The sequence below is a fragment of the Clostridium sp. YIM B02555 genome, from assembly GCF_022320955.1.
GTDB lineage: Bacteria > Bacillota > Clostridia > Clostridiales > Clostridiaceae > Clostridium > Clostridium saccharoperbutylacetonicum.
Genome location: NZ_JAKJJY010000007.1, coordinates 200,139 through 219,102, shown reverse-complemented (window position 1 = coordinate 219,102; position 18,964 = coordinate 200,139). Strand labels below are relative to the sequence as shown.

Sequence of the window (18,964 nt, the reverse complement as noted above, 5' to 3'; positions counted from 1 at the left end):
TGCTATTATAATAATAATTTATGAATTGTATATAATAATTCATAATGAAATTATAAAAATAATTTATATATTTGTCAAAAAAATATACTTTTAATTTTTTCAAACTGAAAGGAGAAAATTTATGAACGAAGTAATTCAAAATATTTTATCAAGAAGAAGTGTAAGAACTTTTAAGGAAGACCAAATTTCTGATGAGGATTTAAACTTAATCCTTGAAGCTGCAAAGTTTGCTCCAAGTGGAATGGGAAAGCAAGAATGGCATTTCACAGCAATTCAAAATAAAGAAAAGATTGAGCAGTTAGTTAGTGCTGCAAAAGAGGTTATGCAAAATTCTCCAATTGAGCAATTTAAAAAGATGGGAAGCAACCCTAACTTCAATCCCTTCTATAACGCGCCTACTATAATAATAACAGCTTATGAAAAGAACGCACCAACAAAAGTATCAGATTGTGCAGTTGCTCTTGAAAATATATTCTTAGCTGCTAATTCACTTAATATCGGTTCATGTTGGATTCATATATTAGCACTAGCTGGTGATGATCCTAAGGTTAGAAGTATCCTTACAGAATTAGGTATTCCAGCTAATTATGAAGTATCAGGTACAGCTGCTTTAGGTTTCAATAGCAAAGAGGCATCAAATGCAGCTCCTAGAAAAGAAGGAACTGTTAACATAGTAAAATAAAATTATAAAGCGTAAACGAGCAAAGTGCCTGCAGCACGCTAATTGGCTTTGCCAATTAATGAAAAAAAGCCAGCCAAAGCATATATTAATCTGCTTTTGTCTGGCTCTTATAACTTTTACTATTTTCTTTATTAAGTCTGCTGATATCCTGTTGCTGCAATCTTACATTCATTACATACAAATCCATAATAAATACCTTCACCATAGTCTTCAAAATCTTCCATAGATACTTGTCCAACAAATTTCATTTCTTCCTTACATTTCGGACACTTAGGATATTCTGCATCTTGTATCCAAGCTGGCATCCCTCCTATTTTAGTAAAACTTACCTCAAGAAACTGATTAGCAGCATAATTATCAGCCTTTACATTAAGATCTATATAAACCTTTTTATCATAATTACCTTCTTCAAATTCCTCATCATCATGAGTATTCAAATAAGCTGGTTCAACATTATACTTGCTCCAAGTTGCATTTCCTTTTGTATCTATATCTGTATAAACAAAACCATAACAGGTACAATTATTACAAGTAGATATATTTATATTTTCTCCATCTAAGTCTAAGAATTTCATATTCTCATTCTGCAAATCAATCGTAAAAAGACTTTTTAATTTTCTTCCACACCATTCACATTTTCCATCTTGAGTTTCAAAAAATTTTACAGGATTATCCTTTTCTGAAAATCCTTTTTTGATTCCATAAGACTTTTCATAATATAAATTTTTTCGTTTTCCTTGTTCATCAAGCTTCCATCCCCCCTCTAAAGCATATTCATAAGCTTTGATATATAAATCTTTACTAAAATCTGGCTCATTTTTCTTCCATTCATTAAAAGCTTCAACTACTCTATCATTTCCAATCATAGCTAAAGCTAGTAATATATGATTAATACTAAGTCTGTCATCTTTAGATTTTAATTTTTCCATTAACAACTCTGCTATATGATCTGATGCATTATAAAATAAAGATGATTCAAATATTTTAAACTCATCAATTAGTACTTCTAAAATTTCATCTATATTAACCCTATTAATGCATACTAAATGTAATAATATTTGTTCCCATTCATCATTATCATTTTTAAATAACTCTATGGCATATTTCTTTAATCTATGTACATCCTTCGGCAAAAGTGATGCATACACTTCTTCTTTTGTCATTGGATAACTAATGTAATTTATTAATGGATCGTATTTCTTATTCATATGCATTATTTTTATTATTTCTACCAAATCAGTTATCCCTTCATAAAGGTTAACGTCTTTTTTATTTTTTCTTATATATTCTTCTCTTTCTTTTGCTTTTATTGAGTTATAACATGGATAGCAATATCCTTCTGTCTTTACAGCTGTTGCTTCCAAAATTGTTTTGTCACAATCTCTATTTTTACATGGTATTCTCTTTATTTCATTATCCATTTTTATTTTCAACTCTTTCTATAGCTTCTTTAGTAAACTTATCATCTTCTTTTATAGTTATGAATTTATTCCAATTATAACATAATTATGCTTGCTTATATATAATCCTAATCCCAATTTTCCCTATGATTTAGCATTATATACTACTAAAAAGGCATTAAATTGTACTATTATGGAAAATTATCGATATTAATGTTAAAATATTATAGATTAGTATTTAAAATTATAGGGAAAATGTGGAGGGTAAATATGAAAAAATTAAAATTAACAAAATTATTAGCGGGGACTTTACTAATAACATCTTTCTTAGCATTAAGTCCAATAGCTGCAAATGCTGAATGGAAAAATAATAGTAAAGGCTGGTTCTACACTGAGGGAAATTCAGTAGCTACAGGTTGGAGACTCATTAAAGGTAACTTATATTTTTTTGAATCAAATGGATATATGATGAGCAACGATCGTACTAGATTTTTTGATTCAGAATATGGATTAAATAGCGATGGGCAATTTACAAATGTCACAATAAGCGGGAACTGGGCTTTTTGTAAACAAACTGGTAAAATAGTTACATATTTAGGGTCTGAAACCAATATAAATATTCCTGATAAAATTGATAATATACCAGTAACAGGTATAGGTGCTTATGCATTTAGATCTCCTAAAATAACAAATGTGACAATTCCAAATACAGTAACTATTATAAGTTATAGCGCATTTAGTGGTTGTACAAACCTAACAGATATAAAAATACCAAATAGTGTAAAATCCATTTATGATCATGCATTTACTGATTGTTGGAAGTTGAAAAGTATAACAATCCCAGGCAGTGTAGTAACATTAGGTAATAATATATTCAATAGATGTTATAGCTTAACAGATGTAACAATTGAAAATGGTGTACGCTCTTTAGGAAATGGTACATTTACATCTTGTGTTAAATTAACAAACATAACACTACCAGATACTATAAACTTTATAGGCGAAAGTACCTTTGAAGGCTGCATGAGTTTAAAAAGTATAGTTATTCCTAGCGGTGTAACAAATATATATAAGGACACCTTTAATTATTGCTATAGTTTGACAGACATAACTATTCCTAATGGGGTAACAAGTATAGGAATGGGTGCATTCAATCATTGCAAAAATCTAAATACCATAACAATTCCAAATAGTGTTCAAAATATAAAAACACAAGAAAATGGACCTAATTATCAAGTAATTAAAGTCACACCATTTGAAGGCAGCAATAAAGTTAAAATCTATGTAAAGAGTGAGGCTACAAAACAACTTCTAGTTAATTCTGGAGTGAGCGCAGACAAAATCACTGTAACTGCCTAATATATATAATAACATAAGCACATAATATATTTTCACATAAATTAAGAGCCCATTTAGGCTCTTAATTTATGCTTTTAATTTTTGGCTAAATTATACTCTTAGATAATGTCATTTTATATTATTGGTGAATAACTTTCTTCCTATCTCATTCCAATACTTTTAGAATTTCTCTCTCTGTTAAAGGTCTATGACTACCTTTTTCTAGAGTCTCATCTAAGGTTAATCCGCCAATAGAAATCCTTTTTAAATATACAACATAACAACCTACAGCCTTCAACATACGTTTAACTTGATGCTTTCGCCCTTCTGAAATAGTAAGATATCCAGATACAACTGGCTGCTCAGGATGCATTGAAGCTATACTAGTAATATTATCAATTGTAATTTTATGTTTAAGTTCCTTGTACATGCCAAACTTGTCCACTTCTATTTTTGCAGGTTTAGTCATTATTTCTTTATCCTGTCCAATACATATTCCCTGTTCTAATTGATTCTTATCAGCTTCATCTAAGGAACCTAACGCCCAAAAGAAATAAGTTTTTTCAACATGTTTTTTAGGATGCATTATTTTATGTTCAAATTCACCATCATTGGTAAGCAATAATAAGCCTTCTGTATCCTTGTCCAACCTTCCAACATGAAATACACCCTTCATACTGGTATTATCAAAATAATCAAATACTGTTTTATTAACTGCATCAGTTTTCGCAGTAATACACCCAGCAGGTTTATGAAACATATAATACACTTTCCCTGTATACACAACTATTTCGTTGAGATACTCAACAATATCAGAATTCTCATCAATTTCTATTGCAGGTTCAATTATTGCCTCTCCATTTACCTTTACGCTACCTTCTTTAATATAGTCTCTAACTTTTTTCCTGCTTCCAATTGCTGATTCCGCTAAAAATTTATCTAATCTCATTTATCAATGTACCTTTTCCTTTGTAAAAAATTATTTGTTTATCATAATCATCACTATATAAGCTCACCTAGCATCTCATTAATTATATTAAACAACATTATTTAACTATATTAATCGGATTTCCAGTAGTAAATCCTTCAATGTTATCAGCTAATAAATTTAAAAGTCTTTGTCTAGATTCAAGACAACGCCAGCCTATATGTGGAGTAAGAATAACATTCTTCATATTAAATAATGGATTATTTAATTCTGGAGGTTCTTGTTCCTGTACATCAAGTGCTGCTCCAGCAAATTTTTTATTTTTAAGAGCTTCAATTAAATCAAGTTCATTTATAATTGCACCTCTTGAAGTATTTATAATACAAGCTTCTGGTTTCATAAGTTCTAAGGTTGACTTATTAATTAAATGCTTTGTAGCATTAGTTAATGGACAATGTAAAGTCACAAAATCACTATTTTTAAGAAGCTCTTCAAGGTTAACAAATTTAATAGTTGAATCCCCTAAGTCCTTTGGGGTTCTACTATATACAAGTATATTCATTCCTAAAGCTTTAGCTACTTTCATAACCTGCTTACCAATAGCTCCTGCACCAACAACTCCAAGAGTTTTATTTTGAATTTCAAAATGAGGCACTTGAAGATACTTAGTAAAATTGTCATAATTTTTATTTTCAATCATCCTTTGCTGTGCTGCTAATGACGAAGTTAAGTTCAAGATAAATGTAATAACTAATTGAGCTACAGCTTCACTACTATAGCCTGGCACATTGCACACAGCTATATTTTTTTCTTTTGCAGCTTCAATATCAATGTTGTTATAACCAGTACCAGCTTCACAAATTAATTTAACACAAGGAGGAAATTTCTCTATTAAATCTCTTCCTATTGTCATTTCCTTTGTAATTACTATTTCCTGATCCTTGATTCGTTCTAAAATCTCTTCATTACTACTATCTTCATATTTAGTAACTTTGCCTAAGTTATCTAATAATGAAAAATCCAACTTGTTATCAAAATCTATTTTACTTGAATTTAAAAATATAATATTACTCATTGTTCTCCTCCTTGTGCTAGGTAGTCCCCTAGAATAATTTATTTTAATATTAATAAACTTTGAGTTTTTTCCTCAAAAATATCTTGCCAATAATCACATAAACAATTATTTTAAATACATCTTTAATTTTTCTTCCCATAGTTATTTTCCCTTATATGTATTTTAGTGCATTTGTTGCTGAATCAAAATATTTTGTAGCTGCCAAAAGTTTTATTGATCTTTTCATTTGTACTTCCTACCACAATAATATATTATTTCAACATTTTCTATTATACCATATGTAAATGACTGCTGCATTCCAATCAGCTCTTTAGAAACCTTTTTCTACCACAAGTGATATCAAATTAACTTTTGTATTATTTATTTTCTTAGTTTATAAACTTGCGAATTTATGATACAATCAGATGTAAAATTGTAATAAAGAAAAATGTAAGTAATTATATTTTTTTAGCTAAGACATACTAAAATAGATTAACGTAATAATGCATTTATAAAAATGCTTTAAATTGGAGGAATATATGAATAATAAAAATGATAAAAATATAGAAATGATGAAAAAATTAATAGAAGAAAAGAAACAAAAAGGAAATAACACTAAAAATAATGAAAGACCGAAAAAAGTTATAGGCAGAATGTTATTGCATAGTGGAAGAACAACTCAATAAAAAACTCTACTTGTAAGTAAAGAGCTTATTTTATAGGCTCTTTTCAAACGATAAAGCGAGGTAATAATATGATAAAAATTAATAACTTGTCCTACTCCTTCCCTCAAAAAGAACTATATAATGATATTTCTTTTACCTTGGAAGAAGATCAACATTGTGCTTTTATAGGTTCAAGTGGTAGTGGAAAAAGTACACTTATAGATATAATTATGAAGCCTGAAGACTATATGTTTGATGGTACTATTGAAATAACACCCAATTGTAAGATTGGATATGTAAGTCAATTTTCTAAAGTTGACAATGCAAAGGAAACTACAGTTTTAGAATATCTATCTGAAGATTACACTAAGCTTCAAGATGAAATAACTTCTATTTGTGCTGAAATGGAAACTGCAGCTGATATGGACGCTTTACTTGAAAAATATCAAGAAGCTTTAGATACACTAGATGCAACCTTTGGGGATGATTTTGAAAGTGAACTTAATAAAAAATTAAATTTAGCAGATTTAAACAATCTTAAAGATACTATTGTTTCTGAACTTAGTGGTGGAGAGTTTAAGCTTATTCAAGTAATAAAAGAAATGATTAATAAACCAAACGTAATGATAATGGATGAACCTGATGTATTTTTAGATTTTGCAAATCTTAATGCTCTTAGAAATTTAATTAATTCTTACAAAGGGATAATGCTCGTTATCACTCATAACAGATATTTATTAAATCATTGTTTTAATAAAATTATACATCTAGAAAATCATGAACTCCAAGAGTTTGATGGCAGCTATATAGATTATAACTTCTCATTACTTCAAAGTAAAATTGAACTACAAGAACTGTCTATCGCTGATGATGAAGAAATTGAGAGAAATGAACGTATAATCAAAAGACTAAGAGATAGAGCTGAAGTCACAGGTGAAACTGCTGCTGGAAAATATCTAAAAGCTAGAATGAAATTTCAAGAAAGATTAGAAGCCCGTAGAATAAAAATGCCTTTTGTTGAAATTAAGCAGCCATATATTCGCTTAACTACTAATAATCCTGTGGAAGAGAAAATAGCCTTAAAAGTTACTGATTATAGTGTTAGCTTTGATGATATACTTTTAGAAAATGTTAACTTTGAAATTAAATCTAATGATAAAGTAGCTATTATAGGATTAAACGGTACCGGAAAAACAACATTGCTTAAAGACATCGTCAAAAATAATCATCCTTCTATAGAAATAGCTCCCGACATAGAAGTAGCGTATTTATCTCAACTTCAAAGTGAAATATTAAATGAATCTAATACAATACTTGAAGAATTCATGGATGCGGGCTTTAAAACTTATGAAGATGTAGAAGACTATGTTTCAAACTATGATTTTGAAGGTGAAATCCTTAACCAAAAGATTAAATCTTTATCTGGTGGCGAAAAGAATATACTTCAATTAGCTAAAATTTCTGCTACTGGAGCAAATATGCTACTTTTAGATGAACCAACAAGTCATTTAGACATTTATTCACAAATGGCTCTTGAAACAGCAATAGAAAAATACAATGGTGCCATTTTAATGATATCCCATGATTACTATTCTGTAGCAAACTGCGTAGATTATGTTTTGCTTATTGAAGACAAAACCATTAGAAAAATGAAAATCAAAAAATTTAAGCAGATGATTTATAATAAATACTTTGATAAAGATTATTTAGAACTTGAACAAAAGAAAAAGACCTTAGAAATGAACATATCTATAGCCCTTAGAAACACGGATTTTGAACGAGCAAAAGCTTTATCTGAAGAGCTTGAAGCTCTTATTAAGTTATTTTAGATTTATAATAAATAAGAGTAGTTTTGATAACTTTACTTAAGTTATCAAAACCACTCTTCTGCTTAATTCATTTGTTTTTAATCTTAAGAATTTACTATAATCTTACTAACATTTACACCAGATTTAATTAAAAGTTGCTTCACTGCTTCACTCTTTACATTAAATATAGTGTTTTTACACCCGCTAAATGCACCAATATCTATTCTAGTTACGCTATTAGGAATAGTTATGTTGTTTAAGCTAATACAATTTTGAAATACACTATGTTCTATACTTGTAACACTATCTGGAATCTTTATGCTGCTTAAGTTTGTACATCCATAAAACATACCAACTCCCAGGTTTGTAATTCCATCAGGAATAATTAAGCTGCTTAAATTCTTACATCCATCAAAAGCACCAGCTCCTATAATTGTTACACTACTAGGTATTTCTATACTTTTTAAATTTACATTTCCATAGAAGGCATTCCTTCCAATTTCAGTAACAACATTAGAAATTGCATACTTTTCATCAACTTTCCCGCTAGGATAATTTAATAATTTGCTTCCATCTTTGCTATATAATATTCCATCAATACTCTTAAAATTTGTATTGTTGTTATCCACAGATATACTTATTAAGCTACTACAACCTGATAATGCTTGTTCATCTATACTTTTCACACTATCAGGAATATTAATACTTTTTAAGCTAATAGATCCGTAAAATGCTGATCTATCTATGGTTTTTACACTATTAGGAATGCTTACATTTACTATATTTTTATTTTTAAAGAATGCCTGATTACCTATTCTAGTTACTACAACATTATCAATTTTATCTGGAATTACTACATTGCTATCTGTACCTAAATAGGCTACTATTGTGCCTGTTTTTTTGTAAAAAGCCCATGCACCTTCAATTGTAATATTTTGAAATTGACCACTGCTATTAATGGTATAGTCTCTTTGAAAATCATTTGGCCTATTATCTAACATAAAACCTCTTGAATCAAAATAATATAAATTTCCATTAATTACTCTCCAGCCTGTGGCCCATGAACTTCCTTCTGAATACCACCACCAGCCATTCTTATCCTGCTTCCATTCTGCACTTGCACCTATTGGTTTTAGTAATAATACTGAAGCAACTACTAATGCACAAGCTATTACTTTTGTTAATTTTGACTTCTTCATATTTTCTCCCCCTAATTTTTCCTAAAGTGATTTTAAAATACTAATTTATTATATTTTAACATAATTATCGATAGTACTCTATAAAAGCTTTAATTTATCATTTATTCTATTAATAGGTTCATTAAAGTTCCTATCAATTAGGGGGAATGTAGCCTCATCACTTTCTAGAATATATTACCAATCCCTGCCAGAGTCTCCGGCCATTGAATTAACAGTACCTTGTGGGTATAAAACTGAATAATGATCTAGTTTAGGATCTTCCTTACTATCTGCTCCAACCTTAAATACAAATAAAATTTTATAGTCTGCTCCAGCCACATAACCTAGAATTTTTTCATTATTGACTGTAACATTATGATTAGGACTTCCAAAATATTTTTCAACATTTGAAAGAGAAATATTGTTTAAACTGCTGTCAAAAGATCTTACTTCAAAAATTCTTCCTCCCTTGTTGGAGCCAAAAACCACTTTATATTTTGAATAAGTAGAATAGTATCCTTTAGCATCAGTTACCCATTCTGCATTATCTGCTTTTCCCAATTTCTTCTCGACATCTGATATGTTAAAAGACTTATCTGCGAAATCTGAATTAATAATTTTACCTTCTTCTGCTAAAGTTTTAATATTCTTTAATATTGAATCTTGATTGTTTTCTGTTTTGCTACTATCTTCATTCTTATTTTCTAATAATTTATTTTCTTCAGTTTTAGACTGATCAGTTGTATTTGAAGTTTCATTATTAGTTTGTGTAGTATCCTTTGTGTCATTTACAGATTTATTTGAATTTGAACATCCACTTATAATAACTGAGCATAAAGCCATTATAATAAGTAAACTTAACTTTTTATTAAATTTTTTCATTCTCTCCACCTCCAAATTTATTTGAAATAAAGTTCTTTTTAAAACCTCTTGTGTATGTAATTTATAGCCTTTTTATAACTCATTTTCTTTCTTCTATTATATCATAATTCGACTTTTAGTGCTCATATTCCTTATTATGATTATTCCATTAGTAAATGAAATATACGTATGTAAGTTCTTATTTTTAAATTTTCTTAGCTTTTCCATGCAATATATGTCCTATATTAAAAATGTCTCTTTCTCTATATTTATGTCGATAAATTTATAATACTTTTAACCTAAATTTGACTTACTTCGGTATACTCTTTTGCTATAATATATACAAACCGAAACTTCCTATTATAGGGATAAAATTCAATATATTTACAAGCTAACAAGGAGAGATATAATGGGCGCACAGGAGAATGCTGAATTAATAAACAATAGAAAATTCTTCAGAGTATATACTAAAGAACCTATTTGTACAGAGATGTCAATTGTAAATTATAATGGGCAACCAATAAAATCCAACTGTTCTAATGTTTGTATTAAAGATCTAAGCATTGGTGGCTTAAGCTTTTCATCCAAACTAAGATTTCCAACGGGTAAACATATCATTTATCAATTTAAACTTCAAATACTAAACAAGCCTTATTCCATTAAAGGTAATATAGTTTGGCATAAAGTAGAGAAAAATGGAGACATTAATTATGGGGTAAGTTCTCTAATTGATGAAATAATGTATGAAGATTATTTTGCAGCGCTCAATAATCTTGCACTAGTTATAAGACGTAATCAATCAAACCACGGCTGTAGCTTCTGTAACATAAAAAAATGTCCTAATAACTTATAATAAACTAACTATATCCAAATATAAAAAGGCTCGTTATTTATCATATAGCGAGCCTTTTCATGGATAAAATCTTACACCTGAATATTTAAAATGTAACATCCAATATAATATTTTTTTGATACAAATGTTCTTTGTTTTATTTATTGAAAATAAATACTTTGCTCCAATTTTTATCTATAAAAGTTAATTAATTGATTTTATAATTTTCCATTATACTAAGTTTACTTTTTCTCCATCACTTAATAAATTTTGGCCTTCAGTAATGACAGGTAAGCCGTCTTGTACTTTTCCCTTTACTTCTGTAAATTTCTCATTTGAAATACCAGTTTCAACAGCTATCTTTTTAACTTCGTCATTATCAACTGTATAAAGATAATTTACACCATTCTCCATTTTAATTGTTTCATTCGGAACCATCAAAATGTTATCTTTCTGTTCAGCTGGCAAAGAAATTTTAGCAAACATTCCTGCCTTTATATCAGCATTTGAATTATCAACTTTAACCCTCACTACATAGAAATTGTTTTTGGAGCTTGTATTTGGGCTGATACTTTCTATCACTCCAACTATTTTTGCATCTGGTAATGCATTTATAGTAACTGGTACAGATAATCCCTCTTTAATTTTTGTAAGCATCTTATCAGGAACATTTACTTCTGCCTCTAAGCCACTATAATCTATAACTGTAACAGAACCTGATTGTCCACCAGCAATTTGCCCCACTTCTACAGCTTTTTCTGACACAACTCCATCTATTGGCGAAGTAATTGTTGCATTATTTATTTGATTTTGCACTGCACTCACTCCTGCTTGTGCTTGTTCTAATGCTGCAGCGGCTGCCTTTGTAGCTTGAGGGCCAGACTTGCTCTTTAATAATTCTAAACTATCCTTAGCATTTTTCAAATCTATAGTTATAGCATCATATTGAGCTTTTGCATCATCATACTCCTTTTTAGAAACTGCATTTGCAGAATATAAAGTTTGAGTTTTATCATAGCTGTCTTTTACTGTATTATATTGAATTTGTAGCTTTTCAACAAGCTGTTCTGCTTGTAATAATTGCTGAGTAAATCCTGAATCACTGGTTCTTTCTAAGTTAGCACTAGCTGCGCTCACTCCTGCCTGTGCCTGTTCAAGTTGTGCTGCATAATCTGTAGTGTCCAAGGTAAATAAGGTTTGACTAACACTTACTTTATCTCCAACCTTCACATTTACAGTAGCAACTCTTCCTCCTGCCTTTGGTAAAACCACTACTTCCTTTGCAGGTTTTAAGTTACCTGCATATTCAACCCTTGTGGAAATTGTTCCAGTTGTTATTTTTTCAGTTTTAACATTTTTAACCTCTTGTGCTACATCTACAGGTTTACTTTTAGGAAAGCTAAAAATAATTGCAACCACAACAACTGCTAAAATTATCCCTACTATTAGTTTTTTCTTTTTCATTAATTCCTTAAACTTCATAGGTGCTACCCCCTTCTAAGCTATGGCTTTTCTTCTTTTTAAAAGATACTTTATTTTTCAAATCAGCCATTAATGTATAAATAATTGGTAATACAATTGGTGAAAGGATTGTTGATGCAAGCATCCCCCCAATTATTACTATAGCCATACTCTTCTTCATTTCTGTTCCTTCACCCATAGATAAAGCAACTGGTAACATAGAAACAATCATAGTTGCACTTGTCATGATTATTGGCCTTAATCTAGTAACACCCGATTCTATAAGTGCATCTCTTAAATTCATTCCTCTCTTCATTAGAGTATTTGTATAATCTATAAGCAAGGTACCATTTTTAGAAGCAAGTCCTTCTAACATGATTAATCCAATCATAGACATTAAATTCAAAGTTTGTCCAGTTAAAGCTAGTAACCCAAATGCTCCAATAATTGCACAAGGGAGAGCCATCATCCTTATAAATGGAGTTAAGAAGGATTCATAAAGCACTACTAAAATCATATAAACAAGGGCTAAAGATGCACATAAAGCAAGTCCAAGTGAAGAAAAACTATCAGCCATTTGTTTTTGATTTCCGCCAAAACTTATACTGTATCCATCAGGTATTGAAAGAGCTTTTAATTTAGAATTAATATCATCAGTAACTTCTCCAAGAACTCTTCCTTGAATATTAGCCTCTACTGAAACCATATCCTGCTTATCTTCTCTAGAAATAGAAGGTGCACCATCTATTTTTTGAATAGAAGCAACTTGACTAAGTGGAATTTCTTCTCCAGCTGAATTTGTAATCATCAAAGATTTAAGATCTTCAGCACTATTTATTTGTCCATTTTCAAACTTTAAAGTTATATCATTTTCCTCATTGTTTGATCTATACACTCCTACATTAGTTCCTGCTAACGCCATTCTAACAACACTTCCGATATTTGAAGTAGATATTTTGTATTGAGTAGCAGCAAGATTATCTATATTTACCCTAAGTTCACTGCTTCTTGAGCTTGTAGAATTACTAATATCAGTAATTCCTGGAACTGTATTTAATAACTTTTCAACTTCCTTTGATAAATCTCTTATAGTTGCTGAATCATTACCTTTTATTTTAATTGATACAGGTTTACTACTACCACCTGAGGAAGATGATTCTGCTACATTAAGATCTACCCCAGACATTTTTTTACCAAAAGCACGAATTTCACTTGCAAGTTCACTTTGGCTTTTTTTACGTTCACCCTTAGGAACCAAGTTAACGAAAATCTGAGCAATAGATTTATCTGCAGTTGATTCTCCATCATGCCCAATCAAAGAAAAATAATCTTTAACTTCTTTTGTCCCTTGTAAATATTTTTCTACCTCAGAAACCTTAGCATCCGTTTGTTTTAAAGTAGATCCTGGAGCTAGCTTCAAACTAATTGTAAAAGAACTCTGATCTGCTACAGGTATAAACTCTGACTTTATCATTCCCATTGGAATAAGCATCACACTAAGCACAACGCCTGCTATAACAAAAGCTAAAACTTTTTTCCTGTTATCTAAAGACCATATTAGTGTTTTTCTATAAACTTCTACTAGTTTGTCAAAAGCCCCTTTTTTATCAGAACTTTTCCTACTAAATTTAGAATTTATTCTGCTTAAAAAGGTTTCTTTTGGTGCTATCTTCTCATCATTGTTTTGATTTTTTAATAATCTTGAAGAAAGCATTGGCGTAATTGTAAAAGATACAATTAAAGAAAACATTGTAGCTGCAACGATAGTTAATCCAAATTCCCTAAACATTTGTCCAACTAAACCTGATACAAGTGAAACAGGAGCAAATACAACAACATCGCACAAAGTTATAGCTATTGCTGCCATTCCTACTTCTTTACGCCCATCAATAGCTGCTTGTATTGGATTTTTTCCCATGTCCATATGCCGCTGTATATTTTCTATAACAACTATAGAATCATCCACCAGAGTACCTACAACAAGAGATAAGCCCATTAAGGACAGCATATTCAAGGTAAAATGCATCTGATACATCATAAAGAAGGTTGCAACCAAAGAAGTTGGAATAGCAATTAAAACCACTAAAGAAGAACGGAAACTACGGAAAAATAAATAAAGTACAATTGCTGTAGTTATAATTCCCTCTATTAGATTATGTTTTATTTGAGTAAGTGAAGAATTAATAAAAGTAGTAGTATCCATTAAAATATTTACTTCTGTTCCCTTTGGAAGCGACTTTCTTATATCCTCCAATTCCTTTTTCACAGAATCAGCCACTTCTACTACATTCGAATCACTTTGTTTTCCAAGTATCATTGCTATGGTCTTATTGCCGCCATACCTTGTCAATACAGTAGCATCTGGGACTTCTAAATCAATTTTTGCTATATCCCCAAGACGAATGTTTGCTCCATTACCAGCAGGTACTAAAAGATTTTTTACAGCATCAATAGAATTAAATTGACCAATAATTCTAACAGCTTGATCTAAATTTTCTTGTTTAATATCTCCAGCTGGTACATTAACATTTGATGCCTGCAAAGCTCCCATTAAGGCATCAACGTTTACTCCATAATACTCCATAGTAGCTTTATCTATTTTTATCATAAGCTGCTTTTTATCTGCACCCATCAAAGAAATATTCCCTACTCCAGGGATTTTCTCTAATTTTTGTTTTAAAATATCGGATTGATTATATAGTTCTTCATAACTGGAGTTACCATTTATTGAAACTATCATAATAGGTATTGCACTCATATCCATTTTAAACAAAGTAGGTTTATCTGCTGCTTTTGGAAGTCGTGCAGAAACAACCTCAACTGCCTTTTGCACATCTAAATAAGCAGTATTTATGTTAGCACTCATTTTAAAGGTTATTGTAACAGTTCCATAACCTTCTCCTGAAGTTGAATTCAAAACATCTACACCACTTATCCCAGAAACTGCATCTTCAATTGGTTTTACAATATCTTTCTTAACATCTTCTGCACTGGCTCCATTATAAGTTGTCATTATTGATATAACAGGAATATTCATAGATGGCATTAAATCTGCCCCCATGCTTTTATACCCCATAATTCCTAGTCCAATAAATAGAATTACCGCCATCCACATGGCTGCTGGTCTTTTTACTGATATTTCAGTTATCCTCATTACTATCCCCCTTGTCTCATGTTCATAAGTTTTCACTCATTTTATCACTTATTCTCAGTATATCATGATATGGGAATATAAGAATAATTTTTCAATATTTTAAGATAAAATTAAGTTCCGAAAAAAAGCAGCCTATCATTTTAGAGATAGACTGCTTTTGTGTTTTATTTATTGTAGCATTTTACTTTATCTTCATCATTAAATAAACTTATTTTATGATAAATAACTTCTTTCATAGCTTCTATACATGGTGGATAAATAGCATTAGGTTCACGAGCTCCTAAATCTTCTGTCAATATTTCACGGCATTTCTTATAAAATGCATCCTTAATGTCACTAGAAATATTTATTTTAGATATTCCTAATTTTACAGATTCAGCAATTTCATCATCTGAATTAGCCGATCCTCCGTGTAATACTAATGGAATTTGTACTGTTTCTCTTATAATCTTTAATAAATCTAATTTTAATTTTGGTTTCATATCTTTTGGATAGATCCCATGTGATGTTCCAATAGCAATTGCTAATGTATCTACACCTGTTCTGTCAACGAACTCTTTTGCCTTTTCTGGATCTGTATAAATTATTTCATTTGCTCCATATTCTCCTCCGTTACCTGTTGTACCTATAGTTCCAAGCTCTGCTTCAACTGAAACATTAAGTGGATGTGCTGCTTCAACTACTTTCTTTGTAATTGCTATGTTTTCTTCAAAGGACATATGTGAAGCATCAATCATTACTGATGTAAAGCCACATCTTATTGCTCTTAGAATTTGTTCAAAAGTTCCACCGTGATCTAGATGAATAACCACTGGCACCTCTGATTTGAAAGCTTCTTCTTTTACAGTTGCTATAAAACTATCTTCTAAAAATGACAATTCATCTGGATGTATAGCAATAATTACTGGAGCCTGCTTTTCTTTTGCTGCTTCCATGACGCCTCTTAAAATCATATTACTGCTTGTATTAAAGGCTGGTACCGCAAATTTATTTTCCTGTGCTATAGATAATAACTCTTTCATATTCATTAACATAATCATCTTCTCCTTTTTTATCTTATATTTGTCTTTTATCTTAAATACTTATTATATAAGTTCTAATTATTAACATTCATAATTTAGTTAGCTATTTCATTTTCATTTCTAAATGCAGTAGTTCAATTTTTTATTCTTTTGGAAATTATAATAAAATCAAATCTGTAGATAACTTTTGGAAGTAACCGCAAAACACAGTCTGCGAATCAGATTTTTTATGAGCAAAATTTATTAGAACCTATATATTTAAATATTTTTAACATTAATTTCTGTTATTTGATCCTGAAAGCTTAATGTAGTTTCTTACAATATCAATACTGTCCTGTTCAACTTGATGCATTAAAACGTAATAATTAATATCTGGTTTTTCTTTTAATATTACTGTAATAGCTTGAACATTGGCATTCATAAAATCACAGCCAACATTTATTTTATTAATCCCATACTTAACTGCCTTCAAAATATTATCTCTTCCAGACCCTGAACCACCATGAAGTACTAATGGCATTTTAGTTAATTCTTTAATATTCTTTAATCTTTCAAAATCAAATTCTGGAACCATTCCATCCGGATAATTTCCATGTGATGTACCAATTGATATTGCTAGTGCATCTATCCCTGTTTCTTTTGCAAACTTTAATGCTTCGTCTGGATTCGTATACATATGATCATTTGTAAAGGCACCACCTTCTGTTCCTCCTAAACATCCAATTTCACCTTCAACACTAACCCCCTTTGGATGTGCATAATTTACCACTTCTCTTGTCATATCAATGTTTCCTTGCAATCCAAAACGTGATGCATCAACCATTACAGAAGAAAAACCGTCATCTATTGCTTTTTTTATAAACAAGACTTCTTGTCCATGATCAAAATTAAGTGCTACTTTTGCGGATGTCCTGCTAGCTAATGTCTTTACAATTGGAGTTATTAGCTCACTGTCACAATGATCAATTAAATGTTCTTGAACTAAATTAATTATTATAGGAGCATTTTCTAGTTCTGCTGCTTTAATTACACTTCTTGCAGTTTCTAAATTGAAGCAATTAATGGCCATAACTGCATAATTTTCTTCATTTGCTTTCTTTAACATCTCTGTCATTGAAACATACATAAAATCTTCTCCTATCTATTTAAATATTTATTTTATTTGTAAATTTGATAGATCCACTTCTTCTTCTACCTCTTCTTCTTCAATAACTTGTTCTTTTGCATCTTTTTTTAGAATTACAAGTAAAATTGCTGTAATAACAGAGCCAACACCTAAAGCAATTAAAAAGCCAATAGGATTTTGCATAGCAGGTACAATAAACATTCCTCCTGAAGGAACTGGTGAGCCGACATCTAATAACATAATCAACATACCTCCAATGGCTGCACCGAATGAACAAGAGAATATTACACGAAGTGGATCAACAGCTGCAATTGGAATAACACCTTCAGTAATCATACATATTCCCATTGGGAAAGCAATTTTTATATTGTCAGATTCACTCTTAGAATATCTAGCCCTTCTTATTACCCAAGATAATGCAACACCAAAAGGAGGAATCATAGATGCACAAATCTTAATAGCTTCTGGTCCATAAACACCTTGTAATAACAATCCATCAGCAAATAGAGAAGCAACTTTATTAACAGGGCCACCAAAATCAAATGCTGCCATAGCACCCATGATTAGTCCAAATATTGCTTTTGAGCCACCTTGCATATTATTAAGCATAGATGTAAGTGAAGCCGAAACTGATGCTATTGGTCTTCCAACAACGAAGAACATAACTAATCCAATGACAACTGAAGATATTAATGGAATTATCATCATTGGCAACAAGCCTTGAGCCCATTTAGGCACTTTAATATTATTCTTTAAAAAAACTACGAAATAACCTGAAAGATATCCTCCAAGCATTCCTCCAAGGAAGCCCGCTCCCATTGCATTTGCTACCATACCCATTAATAAACCAGGTGCAATACCAGGTCTATCTGCAATAGAATATGCTATAGCAGCACCCATTACTGCTGGCAATAACTGCATTCCAAATACGCCTAAGGTAACCGATGCTTGCCAAATACTGTAGGAAGCTTTGTAATCAGAAATTAAGGATGGATTTCCTCCTGCCAAATTACCAATAGCAATTAGTAACCCAGCAGCCACAACTAGTGGAAGCATGTATGATATTCCTGTCATTGCGTGCTTTTTTAATTCTAATTTTTTTAACATAATAAGTTCCCCCTTGTATATTTAATTTTTTTATAAACCTAGTTCTTGTTGAATCTTATTAATAAGAGCTTTTGGAGATTTAATTACAATATCTGTTGAAACATCAATAACCTTTTTGCCTTTAAATCTTTCTCTGCCACCAACCTTAATATCTGCTGCAATAATTACCACATCTGCTTCGCTAATTTCTTTAGGACTAAGCTCATCCTCTGTTCCAATTGTTCCTTGAGTTTCAATGTGAATTTCATGGTTTAAGGCTTTTGCTGCACGTACTAATTTTTCTTTTGCTATATAAGTATGTGCAATTCCAGATGTACAAGCTGCTATTCCTACAATTTTCATATGTGT

The 18,964-nt window shown here is 30.6% G+C and carries 16 protein-coding genes; 5 read left to right on the top strand and 11 right to left on the bottom strand.

What is annotated here, in order from left to right; genetic code table 11:
- Positions 1–121 precede the first annotated feature (121 nt).
- Positions 122–682 carry a nitroreductase gene (locus L3B98_RS12560; RefSeq protein WP_238916877.1) on the top strand — a complete coding sequence of 187 codons (561 nt, stop codon included), beginning with the start codon at positions 122–124 and terminating at the stop codon, positions 680–682.
- Between the two features lie 131 nt (positions 683–813).
- Here L3B98_RS12560 and L3B98_RS12555 read toward each other — a convergent pair whose 3' ends face one another.
- Positions 814–2,103, bottom strand: a complete 1,290-nt coding sequence (locus L3B98_RS12555) for a hypothetical protein (RefSeq protein WP_238916876.1) — start codon at positions 2,101–2,103, stop codon at positions 814–816.
- Positions 2,104–2,352: 249 nt separating this feature from the next.
- Between L3B98_RS12555 and L3B98_RS12550 the strand changes: the two genes are divergently transcribed.
- On the top strand, positions 2,353–3,441 hold the full coding sequence (locus L3B98_RS12550; RefSeq protein ID WP_238916875.1) for a leucine-rich repeat domain-containing protein: 1,089 nt from the start codon (positions 2,353–2,355) through the stop codon (positions 3,439–3,441).
- Between the two features lie 145 nt (positions 3,442–3,586).
- On the opposite strand, the gene L3B98_RS12545 is transcribed toward L3B98_RS12550, so the two are convergent.
- Complete coding sequence (locus L3B98_RS12545; protein ID WP_238916873.1) at positions 3,587–4,369, bottom strand: pseudouridine synthase; 783 nt, start codon at positions 4,367–4,369, stop codon at positions 3,587–3,589.
- Between the two features lie 97 nt (positions 4,370–4,466).
- Positions 4,467–5,423 (bottom strand): NAD(P)-dependent oxidoreductase, encoded by a 957-nt coding sequence (locus tag L3B98_RS12540; RefSeq protein ID WP_238916872.1) that lies wholly within the window; start codon positions 5,421–5,423, stop codon positions 4,467–4,469.
- 518 nt (positions 5,424–5,941) lie between these two features.
- Here L3B98_RS12540 and L3B98_RS12535 point away from each other — a divergent pair.
- Complete coding sequence (locus L3B98_RS12535) at positions 5,942–6,088, top strand: hypothetical protein (RefSeq protein ID WP_173696432.1); 147 nt, start codon at positions 5,942–5,944, stop codon at positions 6,086–6,088.
- A gap of 68 nt (positions 6,089–6,156) precedes the next feature.
- The gene (locus tag L3B98_RS12530) at positions 6,157–7,896 is read left to right on the top strand and encodes an ABC-F family ATP-binding cassette domain-containing protein (protein ID WP_238916871.1); all 1,740 of its coding nucleotides are present in this window, start codon (positions 6,157–6,159) and stop codon (positions 7,894–7,896) included.
- A gap of 83 nt (positions 7,897–7,979) precedes the next feature.
- On the opposite strand, the gene L3B98_RS12525 is transcribed toward L3B98_RS12530, so the two are convergent.
- A complete protein-coding gene (locus L3B98_RS12525) occupies positions 7,980–9,074 on the bottom strand; it encodes a leucine-rich repeat domain-containing protein (RefSeq protein WP_238916869.1) in 1,095 nt (364 codons plus the stop codon).
- A 174-nt stretch (positions 9,075–9,248) separates the two neighbouring features.
- Positions 9,249–9,935, bottom strand: a complete 687-nt coding sequence (locus tag L3B98_RS12520) for a YjgB family protein (protein WP_077364677.1) — start codon at positions 9,933–9,935, stop codon at positions 9,249–9,251.
- Between the two features lie 388 nt (positions 9,936–10,323).
- On the opposite strand from L3B98_RS12520, the gene L3B98_RS12515 reads away from it, so the two are divergent.
- Positions 10,324–10,767, top strand: coding sequence for a PilZ domain-containing protein (locus L3B98_RS12515; protein ID WP_238916867.1), 444 nt, complete (start codon positions 10,324–10,326; stop codon positions 10,765–10,767).
- Positions 10,768–10,977: 210 nt separating this feature from the next.
- Here L3B98_RS12515 and L3B98_RS12510 read toward each other — a convergent pair whose 3' ends face one another.
- The 6 genes from L3B98_RS12510 to L3B98_RS12485 form a co-directional block, all read right to left on the bottom strand.
- Complete coding sequence (locus L3B98_RS12510) at positions 10,978–12,228, bottom strand: efflux RND transporter periplasmic adaptor subunit (RefSeq protein ID WP_238916866.1); 1,251 nt, start codon at positions 12,226–12,228, stop codon at positions 10,978–10,980.
- A complete protein-coding gene (locus L3B98_RS12505) occupies positions 12,218–15,361 on the bottom strand; it encodes an efflux RND transporter permease subunit (protein ID WP_238916865.1) in 3,144 nt (1,047 codons plus the stop codon). The genes L3B98_RS12510 and L3B98_RS12505 overlap by 11 nt, the downstream gene beginning before the upstream one ends.
- Before the next feature lie 164 nt (positions 15,362–15,525).
- A complete protein-coding gene (locus L3B98_RS12500; RefSeq protein WP_015394065.1) occupies positions 15,526–16,395 on the bottom strand; it encodes a ketose-bisphosphate aldolase in 870 nt (289 codons plus the stop codon).
- 262 nt (positions 16,396–16,657) lie between these two features.
- The gene (locus L3B98_RS12495) at positions 16,658–17,509 is read right to left on the bottom strand and encodes a class II fructose-bisphosphate aldolase (protein ID WP_238916863.1); all 852 of its coding nucleotides are present in this window, start codon (positions 17,507–17,509) and stop codon (positions 16,658–16,660) included.
- 27 nt (positions 17,510–17,536) lie between these two features.
- Entirely contained in the window at positions 17,537–18,616 is a 1,080-nt protein-coding gene (locus tag L3B98_RS12490; RefSeq protein ID WP_238916862.1) for a PTS fructose transporter subunit IIC, read from the bottom strand.
- 30 nt (positions 18,617–18,646) lie between these two features.
- Positions 18,647–18,958 (bottom strand): PTS fructose transporter subunit IIB, encoded by a 312-nt coding sequence (locus tag L3B98_RS12485; RefSeq protein ID WP_015394068.1) that lies wholly within the window; start codon positions 18,956–18,958, stop codon positions 18,647–18,649.
- Positions 18,959–18,964: the final 6 nt, after the last annotated feature.